This is a genomic window from Allobosea sp. P5_A5, assembly GCF_056400625.1.
The window spans coordinates 430,689-451,282 of the sequence record NZ_JBFUKY010000001.1 but is presented as its reverse complement, the minus strand read 5'-3'; the positions used below and the strand labels follow the sequence as shown (position 1 = coordinate 451,282).

Genomic DNA, 20,594 nt, shown 5'->3' with positions numbered 1-20,594 from the left:
GCTCAGAATGCGGTCGGGCTCTTTCTAGAAGTAGGCTCTACCAGACAGGCCACCCTATCGATCTTGGACATAAAAGAGATATCTTCATTTGAACCTATGTGCTGCCGCAATGCAGATTCAATCTCATCTATTACCGCATCTAGGGCAGGTGCTTGCCTCGCGCATTCAAGGGCCTTTTTGAGAAGCGTTAAAGCTGAAACCAAGGGGAATAGATTGGCATCAGCAAGATAGGCTCCAACCCCGATTGCAGCGTCCAATAGCAAGGATTTCTCTGCTAAAGCCTTTAATATGCGCGGCTTAGCTTTGAGATCGATCTGTAACTTAGAGATCTCGGCTAATTGCTCATCCGGAGGCAAATCCGCGAGACGGGAAATCAGAGCTCGCCCTTTACGACGCGAAGATGGGGCAGAGGTAATCTCTAGAATTTCATCGAGACTTGCCCCTCGCGCGAAATCAAACAAGGGAACCGGAGGAAGAACAAGTCGGCGCTCTTCCTTGCGCCGCTCATTTACTGCCCAAGCTGCGGCAATTCTCGTATTGAAAGAGCGATAAAAATTCAGCCGCTCGCCCATGAGGCGCATCGGCCGAATCCAAGTAGATACGTAGCTATCGTGAGGCGTGTGAGGGATATAGGTTGCATCAAGCATATGTGCGATGTGAATATGAGAGCCGAATGATCCGGCCTCCAACTCGACTTCCTTGTTACGTAGCCGTTTGTACGTCTCAGCAAAAACTGGTCCTTGCCCCATCGACGCGTAGGCCATCAGACCTCGACCCAACAAAGGACCAAAACACTCACGTCGAGCTTGAAGGGGATATAGCAAAAACCGTGCGATTTCGATTGACGGCGTATTTGTATCAGCAGCCATTCGTTCTATTAATTCGATAATCTGAGGTCTTAAATGATCCTGCGCTAGTATGTATTCATCGGCCGTTTCAACAACCTCAGCAACCATTAACGCTGCGGAGCGCCTTCGACCTATAACCCCACGAGGGTTGAGCGCATGAGCATCGCGTAGGAAACCCAAGTCTGACCGTTCTTCTGGTTGAGAATGCAAAATCCTAACACGATCAGCCTCGATCAATTCCAGCAAATCGTCTGGTCCAATATCTTGGCTTTCCCAAAAGGGAGATGAACGCCCATCATTAAGTGGAGGTTGGAGGTAGATCGTATCGTAAGCAAGCAAAGCTTGACGGATATCAATTTGAGGGAATGCTGTTCCTCCGATAAAACAAGATGACCCTGCCCCCTCGATAAAATTGAATGATCTTGGCGATATGCGTCCGGAAAAAAGGCCCTCTAGGTTCTCGAACCACCAACTCTCTTCCTCCGCGATAAAATTCGGAACCATAGGTCGCTTTGAAATCGGCTTGAAGCTCAAGGCATCGATCGAGCTGATGATATCCTCAGATTTCTGTAATCGAGCTTTATCTTCTGGCCGAATGGGCGCTACGCCGAAGCTAAACGGCCTGCCCATCAGGCAGCCCTCAAGGAACTGAGTCAGATCTTCATTTAATTCATCAGGAATTTCTTTATCAAAATTGATTTTTAATTGATGTGAATCTCCGTCTATAAGAGATGTAATTACAGGAATATTTTGAAACATTCCCGACAAAACGGTGACTAAGTCGGCGCGATTGAACGGAATGCTGGATAGATGATCTGCAATCTCGTCATCGGAAATAGGCGGAACTACTGTCGATGCGACTGGCCGAGTGTTCGTGAACTCAACACGGCAACCCAAAATTCGATATTGGTTAGCAAAAATCTGAGAAAATTCGTCTGCATCTAGCTGTTGCTTTGCTACAAATATCTGGTGGTGATAGGGCCTTATTTCATGGATCTCCGTATCTACGTGCGGAAAGTCAGCCCGTAAGCGGAAATCGGTCCATTTTACTGAGTTACGCTGACTCATAACAATTATCCCAGCTAGATTCGGCCGCTCACAACCCTAAGGGGATTTCGTGTGACCACAAGAGTATCGGGAGGTGACCGGGGATCGACGGCTGATAAATGGGCTACACTTCGCTTCGAAAGCTTACTGGCGTCCCTCATAAACATAGGCGCTAGAGCCCCTTTACAGGGCACAGGGGTAGGGCAGAGGGCCCGCCGCCAACAGCATGAGCGCAACGGCACCACTTCGCTCTCTCCGGCAACGGCAGGCCCTCATCCGGCGCTTCGCGCCACTTTCCCCCCGCTCGGAGAAGGGAGGGCGTCGCGATTCCCTTCGCCGTCATGGTCGGGCTTGTCCCGACCATCTACGTCTCGCGTCGCCGATAGCGGGCGACAGTTCGTAATGAAGCGCGCGCCAATGGCTCCCGTGCAAGACGTGGATGGTCGCCACAAGGGCGACCATGACGGCGGTGGGTGACCGTTATGGCGCCCGCGTCTGAACTTATCCCCGCCCCTCCTCACCCGCCCTATCCTGCCCTCGCCCATCACCCAAACGGGGCGGCCGTCCGGAGGTATGCTGGTGGTTGGGTGATGGGTCGGCGCCTGCGGGTGGGGGTTACGCCCTGCTCCCGGGAGTCTTCGGGGCACCGCCCTGGGGGTACTACGGCCCCTGTGCGAGGAGCTCGCTGGAAGGAACGGCGCGGAGGGTTCCGCGAGCGAGGCTGTGGCGTTCCCGTCAGGGGAACCGGCAGCGGAGCGAACGGCACCCGACACACCTGTCCGTATAAGCGCGGCCCGGAGTCTTAAAATCGCCGAAGGCGGAGCGCCACGGGGCGTGCGACGGCAGGTTTGCCGGCGCGCCGCTTCCTGGCTCAACGGAAGCGGATTTTTTCGCGCCTCGCGGCGCTCCGCCAGCCCCGTATCTCATCCCCGCCGCGCGCTGTCGCGCGGGCGGCGGGTCCTGCACGCCTGTCGCTCAGCGGAGTTCCTCATGTCCAGATCCCGCATGCCCGAGTCCCGCTTGCCCGAGTCTCGCTTGCCCAAAACCGGAAGATCTCTGCCGCCTCTCCCGCCGATCACCGATTTCGAGAGCTGCCAGCGGGTGCGCCCGATGCTGTTCCGGCGCATCACCGACGGGTTCGGCATTCACCAGTACTGCCCGAACAAGACCTGCCGCCGGCAGCGCGCCTGCCAGGAGCCGCGCGCGCTGTGCTTCTACGCCATGCTGGAGGCCATGCCGGACGAACTGCGCCGCACCCTCGCCTATTCCATCCGCAACTGCGTCAACGGGCTCGGCCCCGAAGAGGCGTTCAAGCAGGCGCAGGCGCTCGTCGCGCTGGAAGAAGGCACGCCCGTGCCCGATCTGTCCGCTGGTCTCTGACGACCGCTCGGTCCGCCCGAGGTCGCGACGGGTTCGCAGGCCTCAAGCGAAACGGACCTCGAGTTCGCCGCCGGCCTTGCGGGCGATCTCGCAGGTCCTGGAAAAACCATCCGCCGCGATGGCGAGCTTGAAGCGCTCGGGTACGCCCGCGCTGCTCATGACGGCGAGGCTCGCGCCCTGCTCGGAGAGCCGCTTCACCGTGCAGTCGATCACCGAGCGGCCGGCATTGAAGACGATCTGCCCGGCCTTGAGCACGCGCCGGCCGGCCCCGCTCTCCCCCTCCGCCACCGTGGCGACGACGCAGCGGTCGCGCCCCTGCTCCTTGGCGGCATAGAGCGCCTCGTCGGCGCGCCGGAGCATGGTGTCGAGATCGGCTGCCGCAGGGCTGAAGGTGGCGAGGCCGCAGCTCGCCGTGACGGAGAAGGGCCGCTCGCTCCCGGCGAAGCGCTGGGTGGCGATGGCGGCTCGCAGCTTCTCGGCCACGCCGAGCGCCGCCTGTCGTCCGGTCAGCGGCAGAAGCACGGCGAATTCCTCCCCGCCGATGCGGCCGATGAGGTCGCTCTCGCGCAGCAGGCTGCGGCTGGTCGCGATGGTTTCGGCCAGCACGGTGTCCCCCGCCGCATGGCCATGGTTGTCGTTCACCGCCTTGAAATGATCGAGGTCGAGCAGCAGGCAGCTCGCTTCATGCCCGTGGCGCTTGGCGAGCGCGAGCTGCCGCGTCGCCGCCTCGCGAAAGGCACGGCGGGAAAGCGCGCCGGTCAACCCGTCGACGGTGGCGAGCATGCGCATTTCCAGCGCATCCGTCACCACGCCGGCGAGGTCGATCAGGGTTGCGATCTCGTTGGCGTCGATCGCGCGCGGCTCGGGGCCCATCGCGCACAGCGTGCCGATGTTCTGCCCCTCGGCCGTGCGCAAGGGAATGCCGGCGTAGAAGCGCAAGAACGGCGGCCCGGTCACCAGCGGATTGTCGGCGAAGCGCCCGTCCTGCCACGTGTCGGGCACGATCAGCGGGTCGCTCTGGCGGATGGTGAGGTCGCAGAAGGCGGGCCCGCGATCGCCCTTGCAGGCATCGATGCCCTGCCGCGCCTTGAACCACTGCCGGTGCCCATCGAGAAAGGTCACCGTCGCCATCGGCACCCTCAAGGTGCGGCAGACGAGCCGGGTCACGCGGTCGAAGGCCTCCTCCTCGGGCGTGTCGAGGATGTCGTAGCGCGCCAGCGCATCGAGGCGTTGCTGCTCGCGGAGAGCATCGCGGGTGGACATGGTCGCGTCTCCCGTTCCGACGACGAATATAACCCTCGCAGCACGCCTGAGGAAGTTTGAAGATCGCGTTAATGGGCTACCAGGCTGCATCTGGCCCGCAGCCGGCTTTGCTCCTATGATGCGCCGCAGCAGAGGTCGAGGCGTCCGGGTTCAAGGGCAAGGTCAAGCGTGGGCCAGACAGACGAAAATGCGAGGGATGCCGCACGCCCGGCCGCGCCGGAGCGGGAGGCTCGTCGCGGCTGCGTCACCCTCGTCGGCGCCGGGCCGGGCGACCCGGAGCTTCTGACGCTCAAGGCGGTCAAGGTTCTGCAGAGCGCCGACATCATCCTCTACGATGATCTGGTCTCGGCCGGCGTCCTCGAATTCGCCCGGCAGGAGGCCAAGCGCCTGCTCGTCGGCAAGAAGGGTTACGGGCCCTCGGTCAAGCAGGCGGAGATCAACGCGCTGATCGTTTCGCTCGCGCTACAGGGCAAGCATGTGGTGCGTCTGAAGGGCGGCGATCCCGGCATCTTCGGCCGCGCCGGCGAGGAGATCGAGGCCTGCCGGGCCGCCGGAATTCCTGTCCGGGTCGTGCCGGGCATCTCGGCGGCGCAGGGCGCGGCGGCCTCGCTAGGGCTCTCGCTCACCCATCGCGACCACGCCCGCCGGCTGCAGTTCGTCACCGGCCACTCGCGCGAAGGCGCGCTGCCGGCCGATCTCGACTGGCGCGCCATGGCCGATCCTGCGGCCTCGACGGTAATCTACATGGCGCGCGCCACCCTCACGGGATTTCGCGAGCAGGCCCTGGCGGCAGGCCTCGACCCGGCGACGCCGGCCGTGGCCGTGCTCGCCGCCACGCGGCCCGACGAGATGCGGCTGGCCGCCACCATCGCGACGCTGCCGGAGCGGCTGGCTGAATTACCGGCGGATCGCCCGGTGCTGGTTCTGCTGGGCCATGCCTTCGGTGCGGCGCTGATACAGCATGCCACCGCGACCGATAGCCGTCTGGCCGGAACCGGATAGACCGGCCGGAAACATCGCGTCCGCTCGTGGCTTGTGGCCCGGCGGGCTTAGCCTTTAGCGTCGCGCCTCCCGAATCCAGGCTGGGAAGCCGGGACGAGGCCAGGACAGGAGACCGCCATGAAAGCACGCGCGAGATGGGTCGAAGGCATGGCCTTCATGGGCGAAGCCGGCAGCGGCCATGCCGTGATGATGGACGGCGCGCCTGAATATGGCGGCCGTAACATCGGAATCAGGCCGATGGAGATGCTGCTGATCGGGCTTGCCGGCTGCACCGGCTTCGACGTGGTCAGCATACTGAAAAAGGGCCGTGAAAGCGTGACCGGCTGCGATGTCGAGGTGGAGGCGCAGCGTGCCGAGACCGATCCGAAGGTCTTCACGAAGATCCACCTCTCCTACCGCATTTCCGGCAAGGGGCTCTCGCACGCCAAGGCCGAGCGGGCCGTCACATTGTCGAAGGAAAAGTACTGTTCCGCTTCCATCATGCTCGGGGCGACGGCTGAAATGACGACCAGCCTCGAGGTCATAGACGAACTGCACAAGGATGCCGCTGCATGAACGATGCCGAATTCTCAGGGCTGATCTCGCCCGACGCGCTCGCTGCCCGGCTCGGGAACGAGAAGCTCGTCATTCTGGATATCCGCTCCGGCGAAGGGGCCCAGGCCGCATTCGAGGCCGGACATATCCCCGGTGCCGTACGCACCGATTATGCCGGCGATGGCTGGCGGGCGAAGGTCGGCAATGCGCTGGGCATGGTGCCGCCGGCCGAACAGCTCGCCGCGCTGGTCGGACGCCTCGGCATCGAGCCGCATGATGACGTGGTGATCGTGCCGGCCGGGCTGTCGCCCAACGATTTCGGTGCCGCCGCCCGGATCTATTGGACGCTGAAATACATCGGCCATGGCCAGCAGGCGATCCTCGACGGAGGCTTCGCGGGCTGGACGGCCGACGCAACGCGACCGGTCGAAAGCGGTGCAGGCGCAATGAAGAATGCCGATCCCTACCCGATCGTAACTCAGCAGCGGCTGCGGAGCACGACGGATGCCACCTTCATTGCTTCGCGCAGCAAGCTGGCGAGCCTTGTCGATGCGCGCAGCCCGAGCTTTTTCGAGGGCACGGACAAGGCAGCGGAAGCGACACGGGGCGGTCATATCCCCGGCGCGATCTCGCGCGACTATGCGGATGCCTTCGAGCCCGGCAGCGGCAAACTCAAGCCGCGCGCCGAGCTGGAGAGAATTTTCGCCCCTGTGCCGCGCGGGCCGGCGATCTCCTATTGCAACACCGGGCATTCGGCGGCGGCGAACTGGTTTGTCATGTCCGAGGTGCTCGGCCGTGACGAGGTCGCGCTTTACGATGGTTCGATGACCGACTGGACGCAGGATCCGGAACGCCCGGTCGCGACCGGACCGGCCTGACACGACCGGAAGAATTGCAAAACAGGCTGAAAAGGTTCAAAGGAGGCGCCGACCGCGTGGCATGAGCGCCGGCGCCTCCTGACATCATGGACATAAGCCACCAGCCGATGAACGCCGTCGCGCCGAAAATCTCTTTCGTTTCGCTGGGATGCCCCAAGGCGCTCGTCGATTCCGAGCGGATCATCACGTCGTTGCGCTCGGAAGGCTACGAGCTTTCCAAGAGCCATGCCGGCGCCGACCTGGTGATCGTCAACACTTGCGGGTTTCTGGATTCCGCCAAAGCTGAGTCGCTCGGCGCCATCGGCCTGGCCATGGCCGAGAATGGCAAGGTCATCGTCACCGGCTGCATGGGCGCTGAGCCGGAGCAGATCCGGGATGCGTTCCCGAACGTGCTCGCCATCACCGGCCCGCAGGCTTACGAGAGCGTGGTCTCGGCCGTGCACCAGGCGGTGCCGCCGCGACATGATCCCTTCGTCGATCTCGTGCCCGACCAGGGCATCAAGCTGACGCCGCGGCACTACGCCTATCTCAAGATTTCCGAGGGCTGCAACAATCGCTGCACCTTCTGCATCATCCCCAAGCTGCGCGGCGATCTCGTTTCGCGGCCGATCGGCGACGTGCTGCGCGAGGCCGAAAAGCTCGCCAAGGCCGGGGTGAAAGAGCTGCTGGTGATCTCGCAGGACACCAGCGCCTACGGCCTCGACATCAAATACGCGCCCTCGATCTGGAAGGACCGGGAGGTTCGCACCCGTTTCTTCGAGCTCGCCCGCGAGCTCGGCCAGATGGGCATGTGGGTACGCATGCACTACGTTTACCCCTACCCGCATGTCGATGAAGTCATCCCGCTGATGCAGGAAGGGTTGATCCTTCCCTATCTCGACATTCCGTTTCAACATGCGTCGCCAAGCGTGCTGAAGGCGATGCGTCGCCCGGCGCATCAGGACCGCACGCTCGATCGCATCCGCAAATGGCGCAGCATCTGTCCCGACCTTGCCATCCGCTCGACCTTCATCGTCGGCTTCCCGGGCGAGACGGAGGAGGACTTGCAGTTCCTGCTCGACTGGCTGAAGGAAGCGCGGCTGGAGCGCGTCGGCTGCTTCAAATACGAGCCCGTGAAGGGCGCGCCTGCCAATGATCTCGGCCTGCCGCTCGTCCCGGAGGAGGAAAAGGAAGCCCGCTGGCATCGCTTCATGAAGGCGCAGGCGGAAATATCGGCCCGTATCGTCAAGGGCCGCGTCGGCAAGCGCATTCCCGTCATCATCGACGAAGCCGGCCCGACCGTCGCCAAAGGCCGCTCGAAATGGGACGCGCCCGAGATCGACGGCAACGTCTATGTGTCGAGCCGCCGGCCGCTGCGCCCCGGCGACATCGTCACAGTGAAGATCGAACGCGCGGACGCCTACGATCTCCACGGCATCGCCGTCTGACGGCGCCGACCCGGATTGGGAGACACTCGGCCACAGGCCGAGTGTCTCCCCTCCGGATCAGGGAATCAGCACCGTCGAGCCGGTGGTGCCGCGCGATTCCAGAGCCCGATGCGCCTCGGCCGCGTCTTTCAGCGGGAAGGTAGCATTGACCGGCACCTTGACCTTGCCCGAGAGCACGGCGTCGAACAGGTTCTTCGCCATCGCCACCATCGTCTCGTGCTTCGCCGTATGCGTGTTGAGCGTCGGGCGCGCGACATAGAGCGAGCCCTTGGCTGCCAGCAGACCGAGGTTGAAGGGCTCGACCGCGCCGGATGCGTTGCCGAAGGACACCATCATGCCGAACGGCTTCAGTGTATCGAGCGACTTCAGAAACGTATCCTTGCCGACGCCGTCATAGACCACGTCGCAGAGCGCGCCCCCGGTGATTTCCTTGACGCGGGCGGCGAAATCCTCCTCGCGGTAGTTGATGACGTGATCGGCCTTGTGGGCCTTCGCCAGCTCGGCCTTTTCCTTGGAGCCGACCGTGCCGATGACGGTGGCGCCGAGCGCCTTGGCCCATTGGCACAGGATCAGCCCGGTCGCGCCGGCGGCGGCATGGACCAGGACCGTATCGCCGGGCTTCACCTTGTAGGTCCGGTGCAGCAGATATTCGGCGGTAAGGCCCTTCAGCATCATGCTCGCGGCAGCTTCATACGAGATGCCCTCAGGCATCGCGACGGCTGTCACCGCCGGGACGATGCGTTCCTCGGCATAGGCGCCAAGGCCGGCGACGACCGCGACCCGATCGCCCGGCTTGAACTCGGTGACGCCCGAACCGACAGCCAGCACATCGCCGGCGCTTTCGTTGCCGAGGATGAAGGGCATCTGCGGCGCCGCATAAAGGCCCGAGCGAAAATAAGTGTCGATGAAATTCAGGCCGATGGCGCGATTGCGGATCAGCAATTCGCCGGGCCCCGGCTGCGGCAGCACGACATCCTCGAATTGCAGGACCTCCGGTCCGCCTGTCTTGTGGGCACGAATGGCTTTGACCATGGAAGGCGTCTCCTCGATGAAGCCCGACCATAGACCGAGCCACATCGTGGATGCATCCGCCGTTCGCGCAGACGCGGCTTGCGACTTTGCGGACCGTGGCCAAGCGGCGCGCGCCGCGCTAGCGATGGAAGCATGAGCACGAACACGCCTCGCAGGGTCGACATCGCCATCGTCGGAGCGGGAACGGTCGGCCTCGCCGCCGGTCTCGCCTTGGCAGACAGGGGCCGCAGTGTCGCGCTGTTGGGCTCGGCTTCGGCGGCACGCGATGGGCGAACGGTCGCGCTGTTCGAAGGCTCCTGGCGCTTCCTGCTCGACCTCAGCCTTGGCGAGGCGCTGCAAGCGATCGCCGCGCCGCTTTCAGTCATGCGGATCGTCGATGACAGCAGCAGCCTGTTTCGCCAGCCGCCGGTCGAATTCCGCGCTTCGGAGATCGGCCTCGAAGCCTTTGGCTGGAACATCGAGACAGCGGAACTCACCCAAATCCTGACTGACGGGGCCGCGCGCCGCGATATCGAACGGATACCTGGCCTCGTCGGCACGATCGAGCCAGAGCCAGACGGGATCGTCTTAGCGGGCGAGGGCTTCGAGCCTGTTCGCGCCGGCCTCGTCATCGGCGCTGATGGCCGCAATTCGCGGGTCCGCATCGCTGCGGGCATAGAAAGTCGCGACTGGCGCTATCCGCAGGTGGCACTGACCGCGATCCTTGACCATCACCGCGACCACAAGGACACGTCGACCGAATTTCACACCCGCAGCGGGCCCTGCACCCTCGTGCCGCTGCCCGGCAAGCGCTCCTCGTTGGTCTGGCTGCTTGCGCCAGCCGACGCCGAGCGCGTCGCCGAACTCGACGATGCGGCTTTTGCGCGACGGGTCGAGCGGCAGGTGCAGTCCATCCTCGGGCCGATGCGCCTCGCCGGTCCACGCGGACAGGTGCCGATGGGCGGGCTTTCCGTCCAACGCTTCGCGGCCGGGCGCATGGCGCTGATCGGCGAGGCGGCGCATGTCTTCCCACCGATCGGCGCTCAGGGGCTCAATCTGGGTTTGCGGGACGTGGCGGCGTTGCGGGGGGCAGTGCGCGACAGCGCCGATCCCGGCAGCGCGCAAGCCATGGCGGCCTACGATGCGGCCCGCCGGAGCGATGTCAGGCTGCGGACCGGCGCGGTGGATGCGCTCAATCGCACCCTGCTGACCGATCTGCTGCCCGCCGATCTGCTGCGGGGCGCGGGATTGCTCGCACTTTCGCGGATCGGGCCGTTGCGCCGATTCGCGATGCGGCAGGGGTTGGGCGACACCGCAGGCCGTCGTACGGCATTCTAATCGAGAAGCTTCCCGGTATCCTCACCGCTCTCGGCGACGGGGCGGATCGCTTCGGCCTGCTCGCGAAAGATCGGTGCGAGCGGGAGCGATGTCGATGGAATCGAGCGGCCTCTGCCTTCCCTCGCCTCCGCCGCGAACAGACCGCGCCCAACGAAGTGCGGATCCGCCCTCGCTTCGTCCAACGTCCGAACCACGCTGCAGCAGCAATCCAGAGGCTCCAGCCGCGCGCGCCAATGTGGAGCGTTCTCGCCGAGGATGATCTTGGCGATGGCATCATGCGTGCCATGGGGATCGCGCCGGTCGTCCCGCAGGGGCTCGGCGAGGCCGATCGCATCACAGAAGCCTTGCCAGAATTTCGGTTCCAGTGCGCCGACCGCGAGAAACCAGCCATCGGCGGTCGCATAAAGGCCGTAGCGAGGGCTGACGCCGGTCAAAAGCCCCTGCCCGCCTTCCGGGAAAGCTCCGGTGGCGTGGCCCTGCGCCAGCCCGTACCAGCCGAAGGTCGGCATGGCATCGGCCATGGCGATGTCGAGATGGCATCCCTGCCCGGTTCGTTCCCGCTGGCGCAGCGCCAGCAGGATATTCAGCACCGCCGGCATCGTACCGCCGCCGATATCGGCGACGAGCGGCGGCGGCAAGGGCGGCGGCTCGCCGCGCTTCAGCGACTGGCCGAGCAGTCCGCCAAGCGCCTGGTAATTGATGTCGTGCCCGGCCTCCTGCGCGCGCGGACCGTCCTGGCCATAGCCGCTGATCGAGCAATAGATCAGGCGAGGATTGAGCGCGGCCAGCGCCTCGTAGCCGAAGCCGAGCCGCGCCATCACGCCGGGCCGGAACTGTTCGATCAGGATGTCGGCCTGCCGGATCAGCGGCGTCAGCCGATCGAGCGCATCGGCGGCTTTCAAATCGATCTCGACGCTCTGCTTGCCCCGGTTCAGGGCGGCGAACGGCGCCGACGTTTGACCCAGGCGCGGCGGGAAACCGCGCATGTCTTCGCCGCCTGGCCGCTCGATCTTGATCACGCGCGCACCAGCCTCGGACAGAAACAGGCTCGCCAACGGGCCCGGCAGCAGCGTCGAGAAATCGAGGACCAGAAGATCGTCCAACGGCAGCATGGTGTCCTCGACGGCGGATCGCTCAGTGGAACAGATCGGCCACCATCCTGCCCGTCTTCACCAGCCACAGGAAGCCCGAGAGCGTCACCATCGAAACGATCGTCCCGATCAGGATGCAGGCCGACGCGCGCTCGATGCCCACGCGATACTGCGTCGAGATGACGAAGATGTTCAGCGCGGGCGGCAGCGCAGCCATGATGACAGCGGCATAAATCCAGTTCTGCGGAATACCGCCCACCGCCGAGAGCAGCAGCCAGACTGTCAGGGGATGCAGCAGCAGCTTGACGCCGACCAGCGCTGGGACTTCCGGCGGCAAGGTTTTCATCGGCCTGAGCGCCACGGTCACGCCCAGCAGGAAAAGCGCACAGGGCGCAGCGGCTTGAGACAGCCACAGCATCATCCGGTCCAGCGCCACCGGCAGCTCAAAGCGCGTATAGCTCGCCAGGACGCCGGCCAGCGTCGCCAGATTGAACGGGTGAGTGAGGACGCGCCAGACCACGCCCCCGGCCGTCGCAAGAACGCTTTTCTTCTCGACCCCGGCAAAGGCCATCAGCAGCGGCACGAGCGAAAACAGCAGAACGCTGTCGAAGACGAAGATCAGGACCACCGGTGCACTGGCATCCGGGCCAAGGGCCGCAAGGATCAGCGGTGGGCCCATATAACCGATGTTGGAATAGGAGCCCGCGACGGCCTGCATCACGGCCTGTGGCAGGTCGCCCCTGGCGCTCTTCAGCCCGATCGCGAGCGAGACGCAGAACGCGATGAAGGTCGCGGTTGTCGTCGTCGCGATGAATGTCCAGTTGGCCAGCTCGTTCAGCGGCTTGTCGGCGATCAGCCGGTAGAACAGCGGCGGCAGCGCCACGTAGATGAGGAAAAACTGCATCCAGGCCAGCCCGGATTCCGGCAGCTGCTTGTAGCGCCCGATGGCGAAGCCCAGCAGGATCAGCCCGAAGAAAGGCGCGACCAGGTTGAAGATGCTGACGAGATCGGCCATCGGCTGTGTCGGTTCCGGCCCGCGCGGGACCCAGCTTGGGCCGCGACTGCGGATGACCTGCTCTAACCGCTCGGCAAAACGGGGCAAGATCATCCGTGTGGGGGGCGATCGCTGCCGCCTGCAACCCGAGGATATCAAGCCTAGGTATTTTTTCTCACTGAATTGAATAAGATTTATTACCTAGGCTCCTTTTCCTGCACGCAATCCAAAAGCATCATGGACGCCGGCCTCGACCTGCCCCACATTTGCCGCGCTGCAACATGGTGAGCCGATGACCGTCAAGACACCGCGCCAGTTCTTCCGCCCGCTCGCCATCGGCGCACCGGAGCCCCTACGCGAGGTGCCGCTGAAGCTGGAGCGGATGATCCATTTCGTGCCGCCGCATCTGGAGAAGGTGCGCGCAAAGGTCGGTGCGCTCGCCGGCGAGGTCGACATCATCCTCGGCAATCTGGAGGACGCCATTCCCGCCGAGGCCAAGCAAGCGGCGCGCGATGGCTTCATCGCCATGGGGAAGGCCGTGGATTTCGGTGAAACCGGACTCTGGACCCGCCTGAATGCGTTGAACTCACCTTGGTTCCTCGACGACATCAGCGCGATCATGGCCGAAATCGGCGGCAAGCTCGACGTGGCGATGATCCCGAAGGTCGAGGGGCCCTGGGACATCCATTACGTCGATCAGCTTCTCGCGCAGTTCGAGGCGCGCCATCTCCTGCGCAAGCCGATCCTGATCCACGCGATTCTGGAGACGGCCGAGGGCGTGAAGAACGTCGAGGCCATCGCCACCGCGTCGCCGCGGATGCATGGCATGAGCCTCGGGCCGGCCGATCTCGCCGCGTCGCGGGCGATGAAGACGACCCGGGTCGGCGGTGGGCACCCCGAATACAAGGTCATCGCCGACCCCTCCCCGGAGGGCGGGCCGCGCGCCGTGGCCCAGCAGGACCTCTGGCACTACACCCTGGCGAAGATGGTCGATGCCTGCGCGGCCGCCGGGATCAAACCTTTCTACGGGCCTTTTGGTGACTTTGCCGACCTCGCCGCCTGCGAGGCGCAGTTTCGCAATGCTTTCCTCCTCGGTTGCTCGGGCGCGTGGACGCTCCACCCCTCGCAGATCGACATCGCCAAGCGCGTCTTCAGCCCGGACCCTGACGAGGTCCTGTTTGCGGAGCGCATCCTCGAGGCGATGCCGGATGGCTCCGGCGCAGTGATGATCGACGGCAAGATGCAGGACGACGCGACCTGGAAGCAGGCCAGGGTGATCGTCGATCTGGCGCGGCAGGTCGCTGCGCGCGACCCGGCTCTCGCCCAGCGCTACGGAATGTGATCGGATTCAACAGATATTCGATTGATTCCGACGCATTTGCGACGCAATTCTTTCGCAAGGGCGATAGGCTAGCCGGCGGCGTATTGCGCCGGAGCAGCATGGAAAGTTGATGGAAGCGCGTTCAGCCAAGTTCAGCATCGGCCAGGTGGTGAAGCACCGGATCTACCCCTTTCGCGGGGTGATCTTCGATGTCGATCCGGTCTTCTCCAACACCGATGAATGGTGGATGGCGATCCCCGAGGAGATGCGACCCTCGAAGGACCAGCCTTACTACCATCTCTTCGCCGAGAACGAGGAGACCGAATACGTTGCATACGTCTCGGAACAGAACCTCGTCAGCGATGAGTCCGGCACACCGGTTCGGCACCCGCAGGCGCGCGAGTTCTTCCGCCGTGACCGCAAGGGCCGCTACAGGATCGACCGGACCGAGCTGAACTGACCAACTGCAAGGCAGCAGCCAAGAAAAAAGGCCGGCCCTTGAGGCCGGCCTTTTTGTACTCAATGCCGTCGACGGCCCGATCAGGGCTTCGGAGGAGTCGCCGGTGCCGGGGCGGCGCCGGGCGCGGGGGCAGCTCCCGGAGCGGCGTTGGCATCCGGGCCGAGGCGCTTGCGCAGCTCTTCCTGACGCTTGGCGAGTTCGTCCTGCAACTGCTTCTGCTGATCCTCGAGCACCTTGGGATCGATCGCGGCGCCGTCGAAGCCCTTGGCGAAATCGGCAAGCGGGATCTGGAACGTCACCTCACGGGCGCCCTGGTTCTGGACGCTGACGTTGAGGTTGGTGCCCTTCTTCATCGCGTTGATGAAATCGTCCTTCACCTGTGCCTCGGCGAAGCAACCATTAGGGAAGCAGATCGCATACCGGCCGCCGGTGGGCTGCGCGCTATCGACGCCGAAACGGATGCCCGGCTGGAGCAGCAGGCCGAGCGGCATCAGGAAACGCACGATCTTGTTGGGGTCGCCCTTCACGTCATAGACCGCGGCCGCGAGCACCGGCTGGCCCTGATCCGAGACGAAGTCGCGGGTGGTGTAGCAGATTTCCTTGTTGGCCGCCTGATCCTTGCCGCAGACCTTGGTCCAGCTGGTCTGCGACGGCTCGGGCTTGACCTGCACGATGGTCGGGCCGGTCTGCGCCGCGGCGTTGTTCTGCTGTGCGGGAGCGGGCTGGGCCGGCGCTGCCGGGCGCTGCGCGGGGGCCGCGGGTCGCTGCGCCTGCGCGAAGGCCGCTGCGGGCACGAAGCCGACGGCCGCGCTCAGCAGGAGCCCGAGGGCAGACGAGGACAGGCGAAACGATGCGGACATTCTTGTCTTCCTTACAGGCGAATTCGAGAATCACGACTTCGCAAGCCGCGTGCGTCACCGCTGGCGGCCCAATCGCATGCCGGTGCCGGCCACCGCAAGCCGTGCACATCAGGGGCGATTGAGGCGTTTGAATGACACCCGCTTCGCCTTTAGCGACTTCGCTTGGTCAATTCCAGCCCGAATACCTGCATTGTCGGGCAGCGTGCATGCTATTCTGCGCGAAGGGAATCAGGTCAAGCGATGGAATTGCCTCGATCGACCGCGACGCCGTCGCGGCGTGCGTTCAACATGCTGCTGACGGTAGCCCCGTTCGCCTTGGCGAGCGGCCGTGCCGCGCGCGCTGATTCGGCTTCTGCCAGCCACGCCATCGCGATGCATGGGGCCCCGGCGCTGCCGGTCGATTTTCCGAATTTGCCCTATGCCGACCCCGCCGCGCCGAAGGGCGGGCGGATCATCTTCGGAATCCAGGGCACCTTCGACAGCCTCAACCCGCTGGTCGTGATCGGCGTCGCGCCCGATGCAGTCCCGAAATATGTCCAGCAGAGCTTGCTTTACCGCTCGGCGGACGAGCCGTTCACCGCCTACGGCCTGCTGGCCGCGAAGGTCGAGCTCGACGAGGCCCGCACGCGGCTTGCCTTCGAGATCGACCCGCGTGCCCGCTTCTCCGACGGCAAACCGGTGACGGCCGCCGACGTCCTGTTCACCTACGAGATGCTGAAAGCGAAGGGGAAACCCTATCACCGCACCAGCCTCGGTGGGGTCACGCGCGCGGTCGCGTCATCACCGTCCCGGGTCGAATTCGAACTCGGCACCGGCGCCAACCGCGAACTGCCGTTGGTGATCGGCGCGCTGCCGATCTTCGCCGCGCACGCGACCGATGCTGCGAGCTTCGGCGAAACCAGTTTTTCGCCCGCCCTCGGCTCCGGCCCTTATGCCGTCAGCGAGGTCCGGCCGGGCGAATCGCTGACGCTGCGGCGGCGTGCCGACTTCTGGGGCGCGGACCTCCCAGTTTTGCGCGGGCTCTTCAATGCCGACGAGATCCGCTACGATTTCTATCGCGATGCCAACGCCTTGTTCGAAGCGTTCAAGGCCGGGCTCTACGATGTCAGGCTGGAAGGTGACGCGACCCGCTGGATGACGGGTTACGATATTCCGGCCGTCCGCGAGGGCCGCATCAAGCGGGAAACCCTGCATTTCGATACGCCCAAGGGCATGACGGGCCTCGTTTATAACACGCGCCGCCCGCTCTTCGCCGATATCCGGGTGCGTGAGGCACTGGGTCTGCTGTTCGACTTCGAATGGGTGAACCGCAATCTCTTCTACGGCGTCTATCGCCGCGCCGGCAGCTTCTTCTCCGATTCGGATCTGTCGGCGATGGGGGTGCCCGCCGATGAACGCGAGAAATCTCTGCTGGCGGCCTATCCCGGTGCGGTCCGGGAGGACGTGCTGGCCGGCCAATGGCGACCGTCGGAGACGGACGGGTCCGGCCGCGACAGGGAGCAGGCCCGAAAGGCGCTCGCACTGCTGGAGGCCGCCGGCTTTGCGTTGCGGGACGGCGCGCTCAGAGACAGCCGCGGCGAGCCCTTTGCCTTCGAGATCATGGTGACGAGCCGGTCGCAGGAGCGGCTTGCCTTGAACTTCGCGCAATCGCTCGGCCGCCTCGGCATCACCGCCAATGTCCGGCTGATCGACGATGTCCAGTATTGGCGCCGCCTCTCCGCCTATGATTTCGACATGATCCAGTGGACCTGGCCGGCCTCGGCCTCGCCGGGCAACGAGCAGATCGGCCGATGGGGTTCGGCCAATGCCGACCGCAAGGGCTCGCTGAACTATGCCGGCGTCAAATCACCGGCGATCGACGCTGTGCTGCAGGCGCTGCTCTCGGCCAGGCAGCGGGAGGACTTCGTTGCGGCCGTGCGTGCGCTCGACCGGCTGCTGGTGTCGGGCTTCTATGTGGTTCCGCTGTATTACCTGCCGGACACGTGGCTCGCCCATTCGCGCGATGTTGCGATGTCGGGACGGCAGCCCGCCTATTTCCTGTCCAACGAAACGCTCGCGCGGCTTCCTCAGCCGTCGGCGCCTGCGAATTGAAGGGCGCGCATGCGGGCTGAACAGGACGAAGCGGCTGCCCTGCTGGACGGGCTCGATCTCGATACGCTTCTCGGCGCCCTGACGCGCGGACGAGCCTATGAGGCGGCGCTGCGGGACCCGCCGGGCCGGCGTGGCTGGAGCGACGTCAATCCCGCTTCGGTGAACTTCCTCCAGCTCGACCAGCGGGTCGATCGGCTCGCGCGGCTGCTCGCGATCAACAAGGCCCAACCCGGCGCCAGCGTTGCCATTCTTGCGCCGCTTGGCCCCGAATCGATCGTGGCGCTGATGGCGAGCCTGCGCGCGGGACTGTCTCCGCTGCTGTTGCCGATCCATGGCAACGAACTCGAGCTGCTGCGCCTGATCGAGGCCTCTGGCGCGGTGATGGCGCTCGGCGTCAGCCGGGTCGGAACTGTCAGGCCGCTGCTGGTTCTTCGCAATCTGGCGATGCGGGTCTTCGGAACGCGATTCGTCGGCGGCTTCGGGCCTGACATCCCCGATGGGGTCGCGCCACTCGATACGCTGATGGCAAGCGGTGGCTCGCATCCGCTTCCGGACGGAGCCGCTCGCTGCGCGATTCAGGTCGCCGACGCCGCCAGCATGGCGGGACCGTTCGCGATCTCCGAGCGCGACCTCCTGAGCAAGGCGCTCGAGCTGTCGCGCTTGCTCAAACCGGAACTGTCGGCCCGCATCGTGACCACACTGGTCGGCGGCGATCTGGCGGCACTGTCGAGCGGGCCTGCGATGGCGCTGCTGACCGGCGTGGAGCTGCTGCCGCTCGGTCTGTTCGACCTCGGCGATCTCCAGGCCTGCATCGAGGGTGGACGCGATGTCCATCTCGTCTTGCCCGGCGAGATGGAGCCGGCTCTGGCGCATTCCAGATTGGCGGCGCATGCTGCGCTGGCGAGCGTCGTCTTCGTTCAGCGCGGCGGTGGCGAGCGGTCCTATCCGGCTGTCGATCGGCCGGGTCTGCCGGTCGTCGATCTCCTCGTGCGATCGGCAAGTGAGTTCGACATCGTGAAGCGCTGAAGCCGGCCGGACATGGCGTTGGGCCGGAGCGTTCGGGCTATTTGGATGCGCCGAGGAGTGTTCGTCATGATCATCGCCGGGTTGATGTCGCTATCGCTGGCCGCCGCTCCCGTCATCCCTGTCGCGGATGGTCCGCCCCGCTTTGATATCGCCGCATCCTGCCGCGACGTCGGCAAATCCGGCGCCGGCGTGGGCCGTCCAGCGAGCGCCTGTGTCGACGACGAGGAAAAGGCGCGCGACCAGCTCGGCGCGAAATGGTCGCAATATCCCCTCGCTGAGCGCGATACCTGCGTCGAAGGAGCCAAGCTCGGTGGGCCGCCCAGCTATGTCCAGGTGATCACCTGCCTCGAGATGAAGAGCCCCTGATTTCCAGATCACAGCCCGTGGTCGGTCGGAGCCGATTGCCTGTGGAAGGCAGGGCAGCCCTGTCCCCGGCGCCGGTGTGGGCGTGCTAGAAGCGCCGTCCGCAGGATGCGGCGGCGACATAAAGCGATCACAGACAGGCATGACGACAGCCATCGAGATGGGAACGACACGGACGGGCGAGCCCGGTCTGATCGATCTCGCCGAGCTGCTGGCGACGCGGCTGCTGGTGCAGGGCAATTCCGGCTCGGGCAAATCGCATCTGCTGCGCCGCCTGCTGGAGCAGAGCGCGCCGCTGGTTCAGCAGGCCATCATCGATCCGGAAGGGGATTTCGTCTCGCTTGCCGATCAGTTCGGGCATGTCGTCGTTGATGGCGAATGTGGCGAAGCCGAATTGCAGCGGGTCGCCCTTCGCGTGCGTCAGCACCGCGTCTCCGTCGTGCTCAATCTCGAAAACCTGGAAGCCGACGAGCAGTTGCGCGCGACGGCGGCTTTTCTCGGCGGGCTGTTCGACGTCGATCGATCGCTCTGGTTCCCGATGCTGATCGTGGTTGACGAAGCGCAGCTGTTCGCACCCGTGATGGCGGGCGAGGCCTCCGACGAAGCGCGGCGCCTTTCGCTGGGTGCCATGACCAACCTGATGTGCCGGGGCCGCAAGCGCGGGCTCGCCGGCGTCATCGCGACGCAGCGTCTGGCGAAGCTTGCCAAGAACGTCGCGGCCGAAGCCTCCAATTTTCTGATGGGACGCACCTTCCTCGACATCGACATGGCCCGCGCCGCCGATCTGCTCGGCATGGACCGGCGCCAGGCCGAGATGTTCCGTGACCTGGAGCGCGGGCAGTTCGTCGCGCTGGGCCCGGCGCTGTCGAAGCGGCCGCTGCCTCTTCGGATCGGCCCGGTCAGTTCGGTCGACCGCGGCGGCGCGCCGGGCCTCATGCCATTGCCGGAACAGGCACCCGCCGAGGCCGGACGCCTAATCTTCACGCCTGGCGAGGACGAGCCGGCGCCATCCGAGCGGTCTCTGCGGCCTGCCCCAAGGCCACGCCCGGCGGCCAACGACGTGTTTCGCCAGATAGAGACCTATCGGCCTGCGGCGCTACCCGAACCTGAGCCGGAGATCGAGCTTGAGCCGGCCGAGCGCGAGGCGATCATGGCCGAGATCCTGCGCGAACTCGTCAGCGATCCGGAAGCGCGATCGCGCCAGGTCGCGGTGCTCTATCAGGATTTCACCGTGCGGTGTCGGATGCGCCGGCTCGGTCGCACGCAGCTGAGCCTCGAGGAGTTTCGCCGCAAGCTCGCGGTCGCGCGCGCCGGGGTGAGCGACAGCATCGCCGAAAGCGAAGGCTGGAAGGCTGCGGTCGCGGCCTCCGGCGCATTGCCCGAGGATCTGCAAGGCCTGTTCCTTTTCATCGCGCGCACGGCGATCGAGGGTGCGCCCTGCCCTGGCGACGCAGAACTCGCGCGTGTCTATGGCAGCCATTCGCCAAGCCGGGCTCGTCGGCTGCTCGGCTATATCGAGGAGCGCGGCCTGATCGTCTGCCATGTCGATTTCCGCGGCCAGCGCACCCTGGCCCTCCCCACGCTCGGCGTTGAGACGGCGCCCGGCTTGCCGCTGCCCCGGACGGCGGGGCTGCCGCGCAGCGCACGCGGATGAACCGGC

The 20,594-nt window shown here is 64.8% G+C and carries 17 protein-coding genes and 1 pseudogene; 12 read left to right on the top strand and 6 right to left on the bottom strand.

The features are described from left to right. Window positions 1-2: 2 nt before the first annotated feature. Complete coding sequence (locus tag AC1DR6_RS02170; protein WP_476827528.1) at window positions 3-1,916, bottom strand: hypothetical protein; 1,914 nt, start codon at window positions 1,914-1,916, stop codon at window positions 3-5. Between the two features lie 1,089 nt (window positions 1,917-3,005). On the opposite strand from AC1DR6_RS02170, the gene AC1DR6_RS02165 reads away from it, so the two are divergent. Continuing rightward, window positions 3,006-3,275 carry a hypothetical protein gene (locus AC1DR6_RS02165; RefSeq protein WP_476827527.1) on the top strand — a complete coding sequence of 90 codons (270 nt, stop codon included), beginning with the start codon at window positions 3,006-3,008 and terminating at the stop codon, window positions 3,273-3,275. Window positions 3,276-3,317: 42 nt separating this feature from the next. Here AC1DR6_RS02165 and AC1DR6_RS02160 read toward each other — a convergent pair whose 3' ends face one another. Continuing rightward, window positions 3,318-4,538, bottom strand: coding sequence for a sensor domain-containing diguanylate cyclase (locus tag AC1DR6_RS02160; protein WP_476827526.1), 1,221 nt, complete (start codon window positions 4,536-4,538; stop codon window positions 3,318-3,320). Window positions 4,539-4,775: 237 nt separating this feature from the next. Here AC1DR6_RS02160 and cobA point away from each other — a divergent pair. From cobA to rimO, 4 genes and pseudogenes are all read left to right on the top strand, one after another. Beyond that, window positions 4,776-5,540: pseudogene (cobA, locus tag AC1DR6_RS02155) on the top strand (uroporphyrinogen-III C-methyltransferase); the annotation flags it as partial. Between the two features lie 117 nt (window positions 5,541-5,657). Further along, window positions 5,658-6,095 carry an OsmC family protein gene (locus AC1DR6_RS02150; protein ID WP_476827525.1) on the top strand — a complete coding sequence of 146 codons (438 nt, stop codon included), beginning with the start codon at window positions 5,658-5,660 and terminating at the stop codon, window positions 6,093-6,095. Beyond that, window positions 6,092-6,952: a sulfurtransferase gene (locus tag AC1DR6_RS02145; RefSeq protein WP_476827524.1), complete on the top strand. Its 861-nt coding sequence runs from the start codon at window positions 6,092-6,094 to the stop codon at window positions 6,950-6,952. The genes AC1DR6_RS02150 and AC1DR6_RS02145 overlap by 4 nt, the downstream gene beginning before the upstream one ends. A gap of 86 nt (window positions 6,953-7,038) precedes the next feature. Then, window positions 7,039-8,379 carry a 30S ribosomal protein S12 methylthiotransferase RimO gene (rimO, locus tag AC1DR6_RS02140; RefSeq protein ID WP_476827523.1) on the top strand — a complete coding sequence of 447 codons (1,341 nt, stop codon included), beginning with the start codon at window positions 7,039-7,041 and terminating at the stop codon, window positions 8,377-8,379. A gap of 57 nt (window positions 8,380-8,436) precedes the next feature. Here the strand turns inward: rimO and AC1DR6_RS02135 are convergent, their stop codons facing one another. Continuing rightward, window positions 8,437-9,411, bottom strand: coding sequence for a quinone oxidoreductase family protein (locus AC1DR6_RS02135; protein WP_476827522.1), 975 nt, complete (start codon window positions 9,409-9,411; stop codon window positions 8,437-8,439). Window positions 9,412-9,543: 132 nt separating this feature from the next. Here AC1DR6_RS02135 and AC1DR6_RS02130 point away from each other — a divergent pair, with 132 nt between their 5' ends. Beyond that, window positions 9,544-10,728: an FAD-dependent monooxygenase gene (locus tag AC1DR6_RS02130; RefSeq protein WP_476827521.1), complete on the top strand. Its 1,185-nt coding sequence runs from the start codon at window positions 9,544-9,546 to the stop codon at window positions 10,726-10,728. On the opposite strand, the gene AC1DR6_RS02125 is transcribed toward AC1DR6_RS02130, so the two are convergent. After that, on the bottom strand, window positions 10,725-11,840 hold the full coding sequence (locus AC1DR6_RS02125; RefSeq protein ID WP_476827520.1) for a CaiB/BaiF CoA transferase family protein: 1,116 nt from the start codon (window positions 11,838-11,840) through the stop codon (window positions 10,725-10,727). The two genes, AC1DR6_RS02130 and AC1DR6_RS02125, sit on opposite strands and share 4 nt — an antisense overlap. 22 nt (window positions 11,841-11,862) lie before the next feature. Further along, window positions 11,863-12,834, bottom strand: coding sequence for an AEC family transporter (locus tag AC1DR6_RS02120; RefSeq protein WP_476827519.1), 972 nt, complete (start codon window positions 12,832-12,834; stop codon window positions 11,863-11,865). 271 nt (window positions 12,835-13,105) lie between these two features. Between AC1DR6_RS02120 and AC1DR6_RS02115 the strand changes: the two genes are divergently transcribed. Together AC1DR6_RS02115 and hspQ are read left to right on the top strand one after the other, a co-directional pair. Continuing rightward, entirely contained in the window at window positions 13,106-14,155 is a 1,050-nt protein-coding gene (locus AC1DR6_RS02115; RefSeq protein ID WP_476827518.1) for an HpcH/HpaI aldolase/citrate lyase family protein, read from the top strand. Window positions 14,156-14,264: 109 nt separating this feature from the next. Then, window positions 14,265-14,594, top strand: coding sequence for a heat shock protein HspQ (gene hspQ / locus AC1DR6_RS02110; protein ID WP_476827517.1), 330 nt, complete (start codon window positions 14,265-14,267; stop codon window positions 14,592-14,594). An 80-nt stretch (window positions 14,595-14,674) separates the two neighbouring features. Here hspQ and AC1DR6_RS02105 read toward each other — a convergent pair whose 3' ends face one another. Further along, entirely contained in the window at window positions 14,675-15,454 is a 780-nt protein-coding gene (locus tag AC1DR6_RS02105; protein WP_476827516.1) for an invasion associated locus B family protein, read from the bottom strand. A 240-nt stretch (window positions 15,455-15,694) separates the two neighbouring features. Here AC1DR6_RS02105 and AC1DR6_RS02100 point away from each other — a divergent pair, with 240 nt between their 5' ends. From AC1DR6_RS02100 to AC1DR6_RS02085, 4 genes are all read left to right on the top strand, one after another. Further along, a complete protein-coding gene (locus AC1DR6_RS02100; RefSeq protein WP_476827515.1) occupies window positions 15,695-17,545 on the top strand; it encodes an extracellular solute-binding protein in 1,851 nt (616 codons plus the stop codon). 9 nt (window positions 17,546-17,554) lie between these two features. Further along, entirely contained in the window at window positions 17,555-18,571 is a 1,017-nt protein-coding gene (locus tag AC1DR6_RS02095) for an AMP-binding protein (protein WP_476827514.1), read from the top strand. A gap of 66 nt (window positions 18,572-18,637) precedes the next feature. Beyond that, on the top strand, window positions 18,638-18,937 hold the full coding sequence (locus AC1DR6_RS02090) for a hypothetical protein (protein WP_476827513.1): 300 nt from the start codon (window positions 18,638-18,640) through the stop codon (window positions 18,935-18,937). A gap of 139 nt (window positions 18,938-19,076) precedes the next feature. After that, window positions 19,077-20,588, top strand: a complete 1,512-nt coding sequence (locus AC1DR6_RS02085; protein ID WP_476827512.1) for a helicase HerA domain-containing protein — start codon at window positions 19,077-19,079, stop codon at window positions 20,586-20,588. Window positions 20,589-20,594: the final 6 nt, after the last annotated feature.

What these genes read in the sequence shown, in the direction of transcription:
- AC1DR6_RS02170 (WP_476827528.1), bottom strand. Translation starts at nt 1,916, where the DNA reads ATGAGTCAGCGTAACTCAGTAAAATGGACCGATTTCCGCTTACGGGCT.
- AC1DR6_RS02165 (WP_476827527.1), top strand. Translation starts at nt 3,006, where the DNA reads ATGCTGTTCCGGCGCATCACCGACGGGTTCGGCATTCACCAGTACTGC.
- AC1DR6_RS02160 (WP_476827526.1), bottom strand. Translation starts at nt 4,538, where the DNA reads ATGTCCACCCGCGATGCTCTCCGCGAGCAGCAACGCCTCGATGCGCTG.
- AC1DR6_RS02150 (WP_476827525.1), top strand. Translation starts at nt 5,658, where the DNA reads ATGAAAGCACGCGCGAGATGGGTCGAAGGCATGGCCTTCATGGGCGAA.
- AC1DR6_RS02145 (WP_476827524.1), top strand. Translation starts at nt 6,092, where the DNA reads ATGAACGATGCCGAATTCTCAGGGCTGATCTCGCCCGACGCGCTCGCT.
- rimO (WP_476827523.1), top strand. Translation starts at nt 7,039, where the DNA reads ATGGACATAAGCCACCAGCCGATGAACGCCGTCGCGCCGAAAATCTCT.
- AC1DR6_RS02135 (WP_476827522.1), bottom strand. Translation starts at nt 9,411, where the DNA reads ATGGTCAAAGCCATTCGTGCCCACAAGACAGGCGGACCGGAGGTCCTG.
- AC1DR6_RS02130 (WP_476827521.1), top strand. Translation starts at nt 9,544, where the DNA reads ATGAGCACGAACACGCCTCGCAGGGTCGACATCGCCATCGTCGGAGCG.
- AC1DR6_RS02125 (WP_476827520.1), bottom strand. Translation starts at nt 11,840, where the DNA reads ATGCTGCCGTTGGACGATCTTCTGGTCCTCGATTTCTCGACGCTGCTG.
- AC1DR6_RS02120 (WP_476827519.1), bottom strand. Translation starts at nt 12,834, where the DNA reads ATGGCCGATCTCGTCAGCATCTTCAACCTGGTCGCGCCTTTCTTCGGG.
- AC1DR6_RS02115 (WP_476827518.1), top strand. Translation starts at nt 13,106, where the DNA reads ATGACCGTCAAGACACCGCGCCAGTTCTTCCGCCCGCTCGCCATCGGC.
- hspQ (WP_476827517.1), top strand. Translation starts at nt 14,265, where the DNA reads ATGGAAGCGCGTTCAGCCAAGTTCAGCATCGGCCAGGTGGTGAAGCAC.
- AC1DR6_RS02105 (WP_476827516.1), bottom strand. Translation starts at nt 15,454, where the DNA reads ATGTCCGCATCGTTTCGCCTGTCCTCGTCTGCCCTCGGGCTCCTGCTG.
- AC1DR6_RS02100 (WP_476827515.1), top strand. Translation starts at nt 15,695, where the DNA reads ATGGAATTGCCTCGATCGACCGCGACGCCGTCGCGGCGTGCGTTCAAC.
- AC1DR6_RS02095 (WP_476827514.1), top strand. Translation starts at nt 17,555, where the DNA reads ATGCGGGCTGAACAGGACGAAGCGGCTGCCCTGCTGGACGGGCTCGAT.
- AC1DR6_RS02090 (WP_476827513.1), top strand. Translation starts at nt 18,638, where the DNA reads ATGATCATCGCCGGGTTGATGTCGCTATCGCTGGCCGCCGCTCCCGTC.
- AC1DR6_RS02085 (WP_476827512.1), top strand. Translation starts at nt 19,077, where the DNA reads ATGACGACAGCCATCGAGATGGGAACGACACGGACGGGCGAGCCCGGT.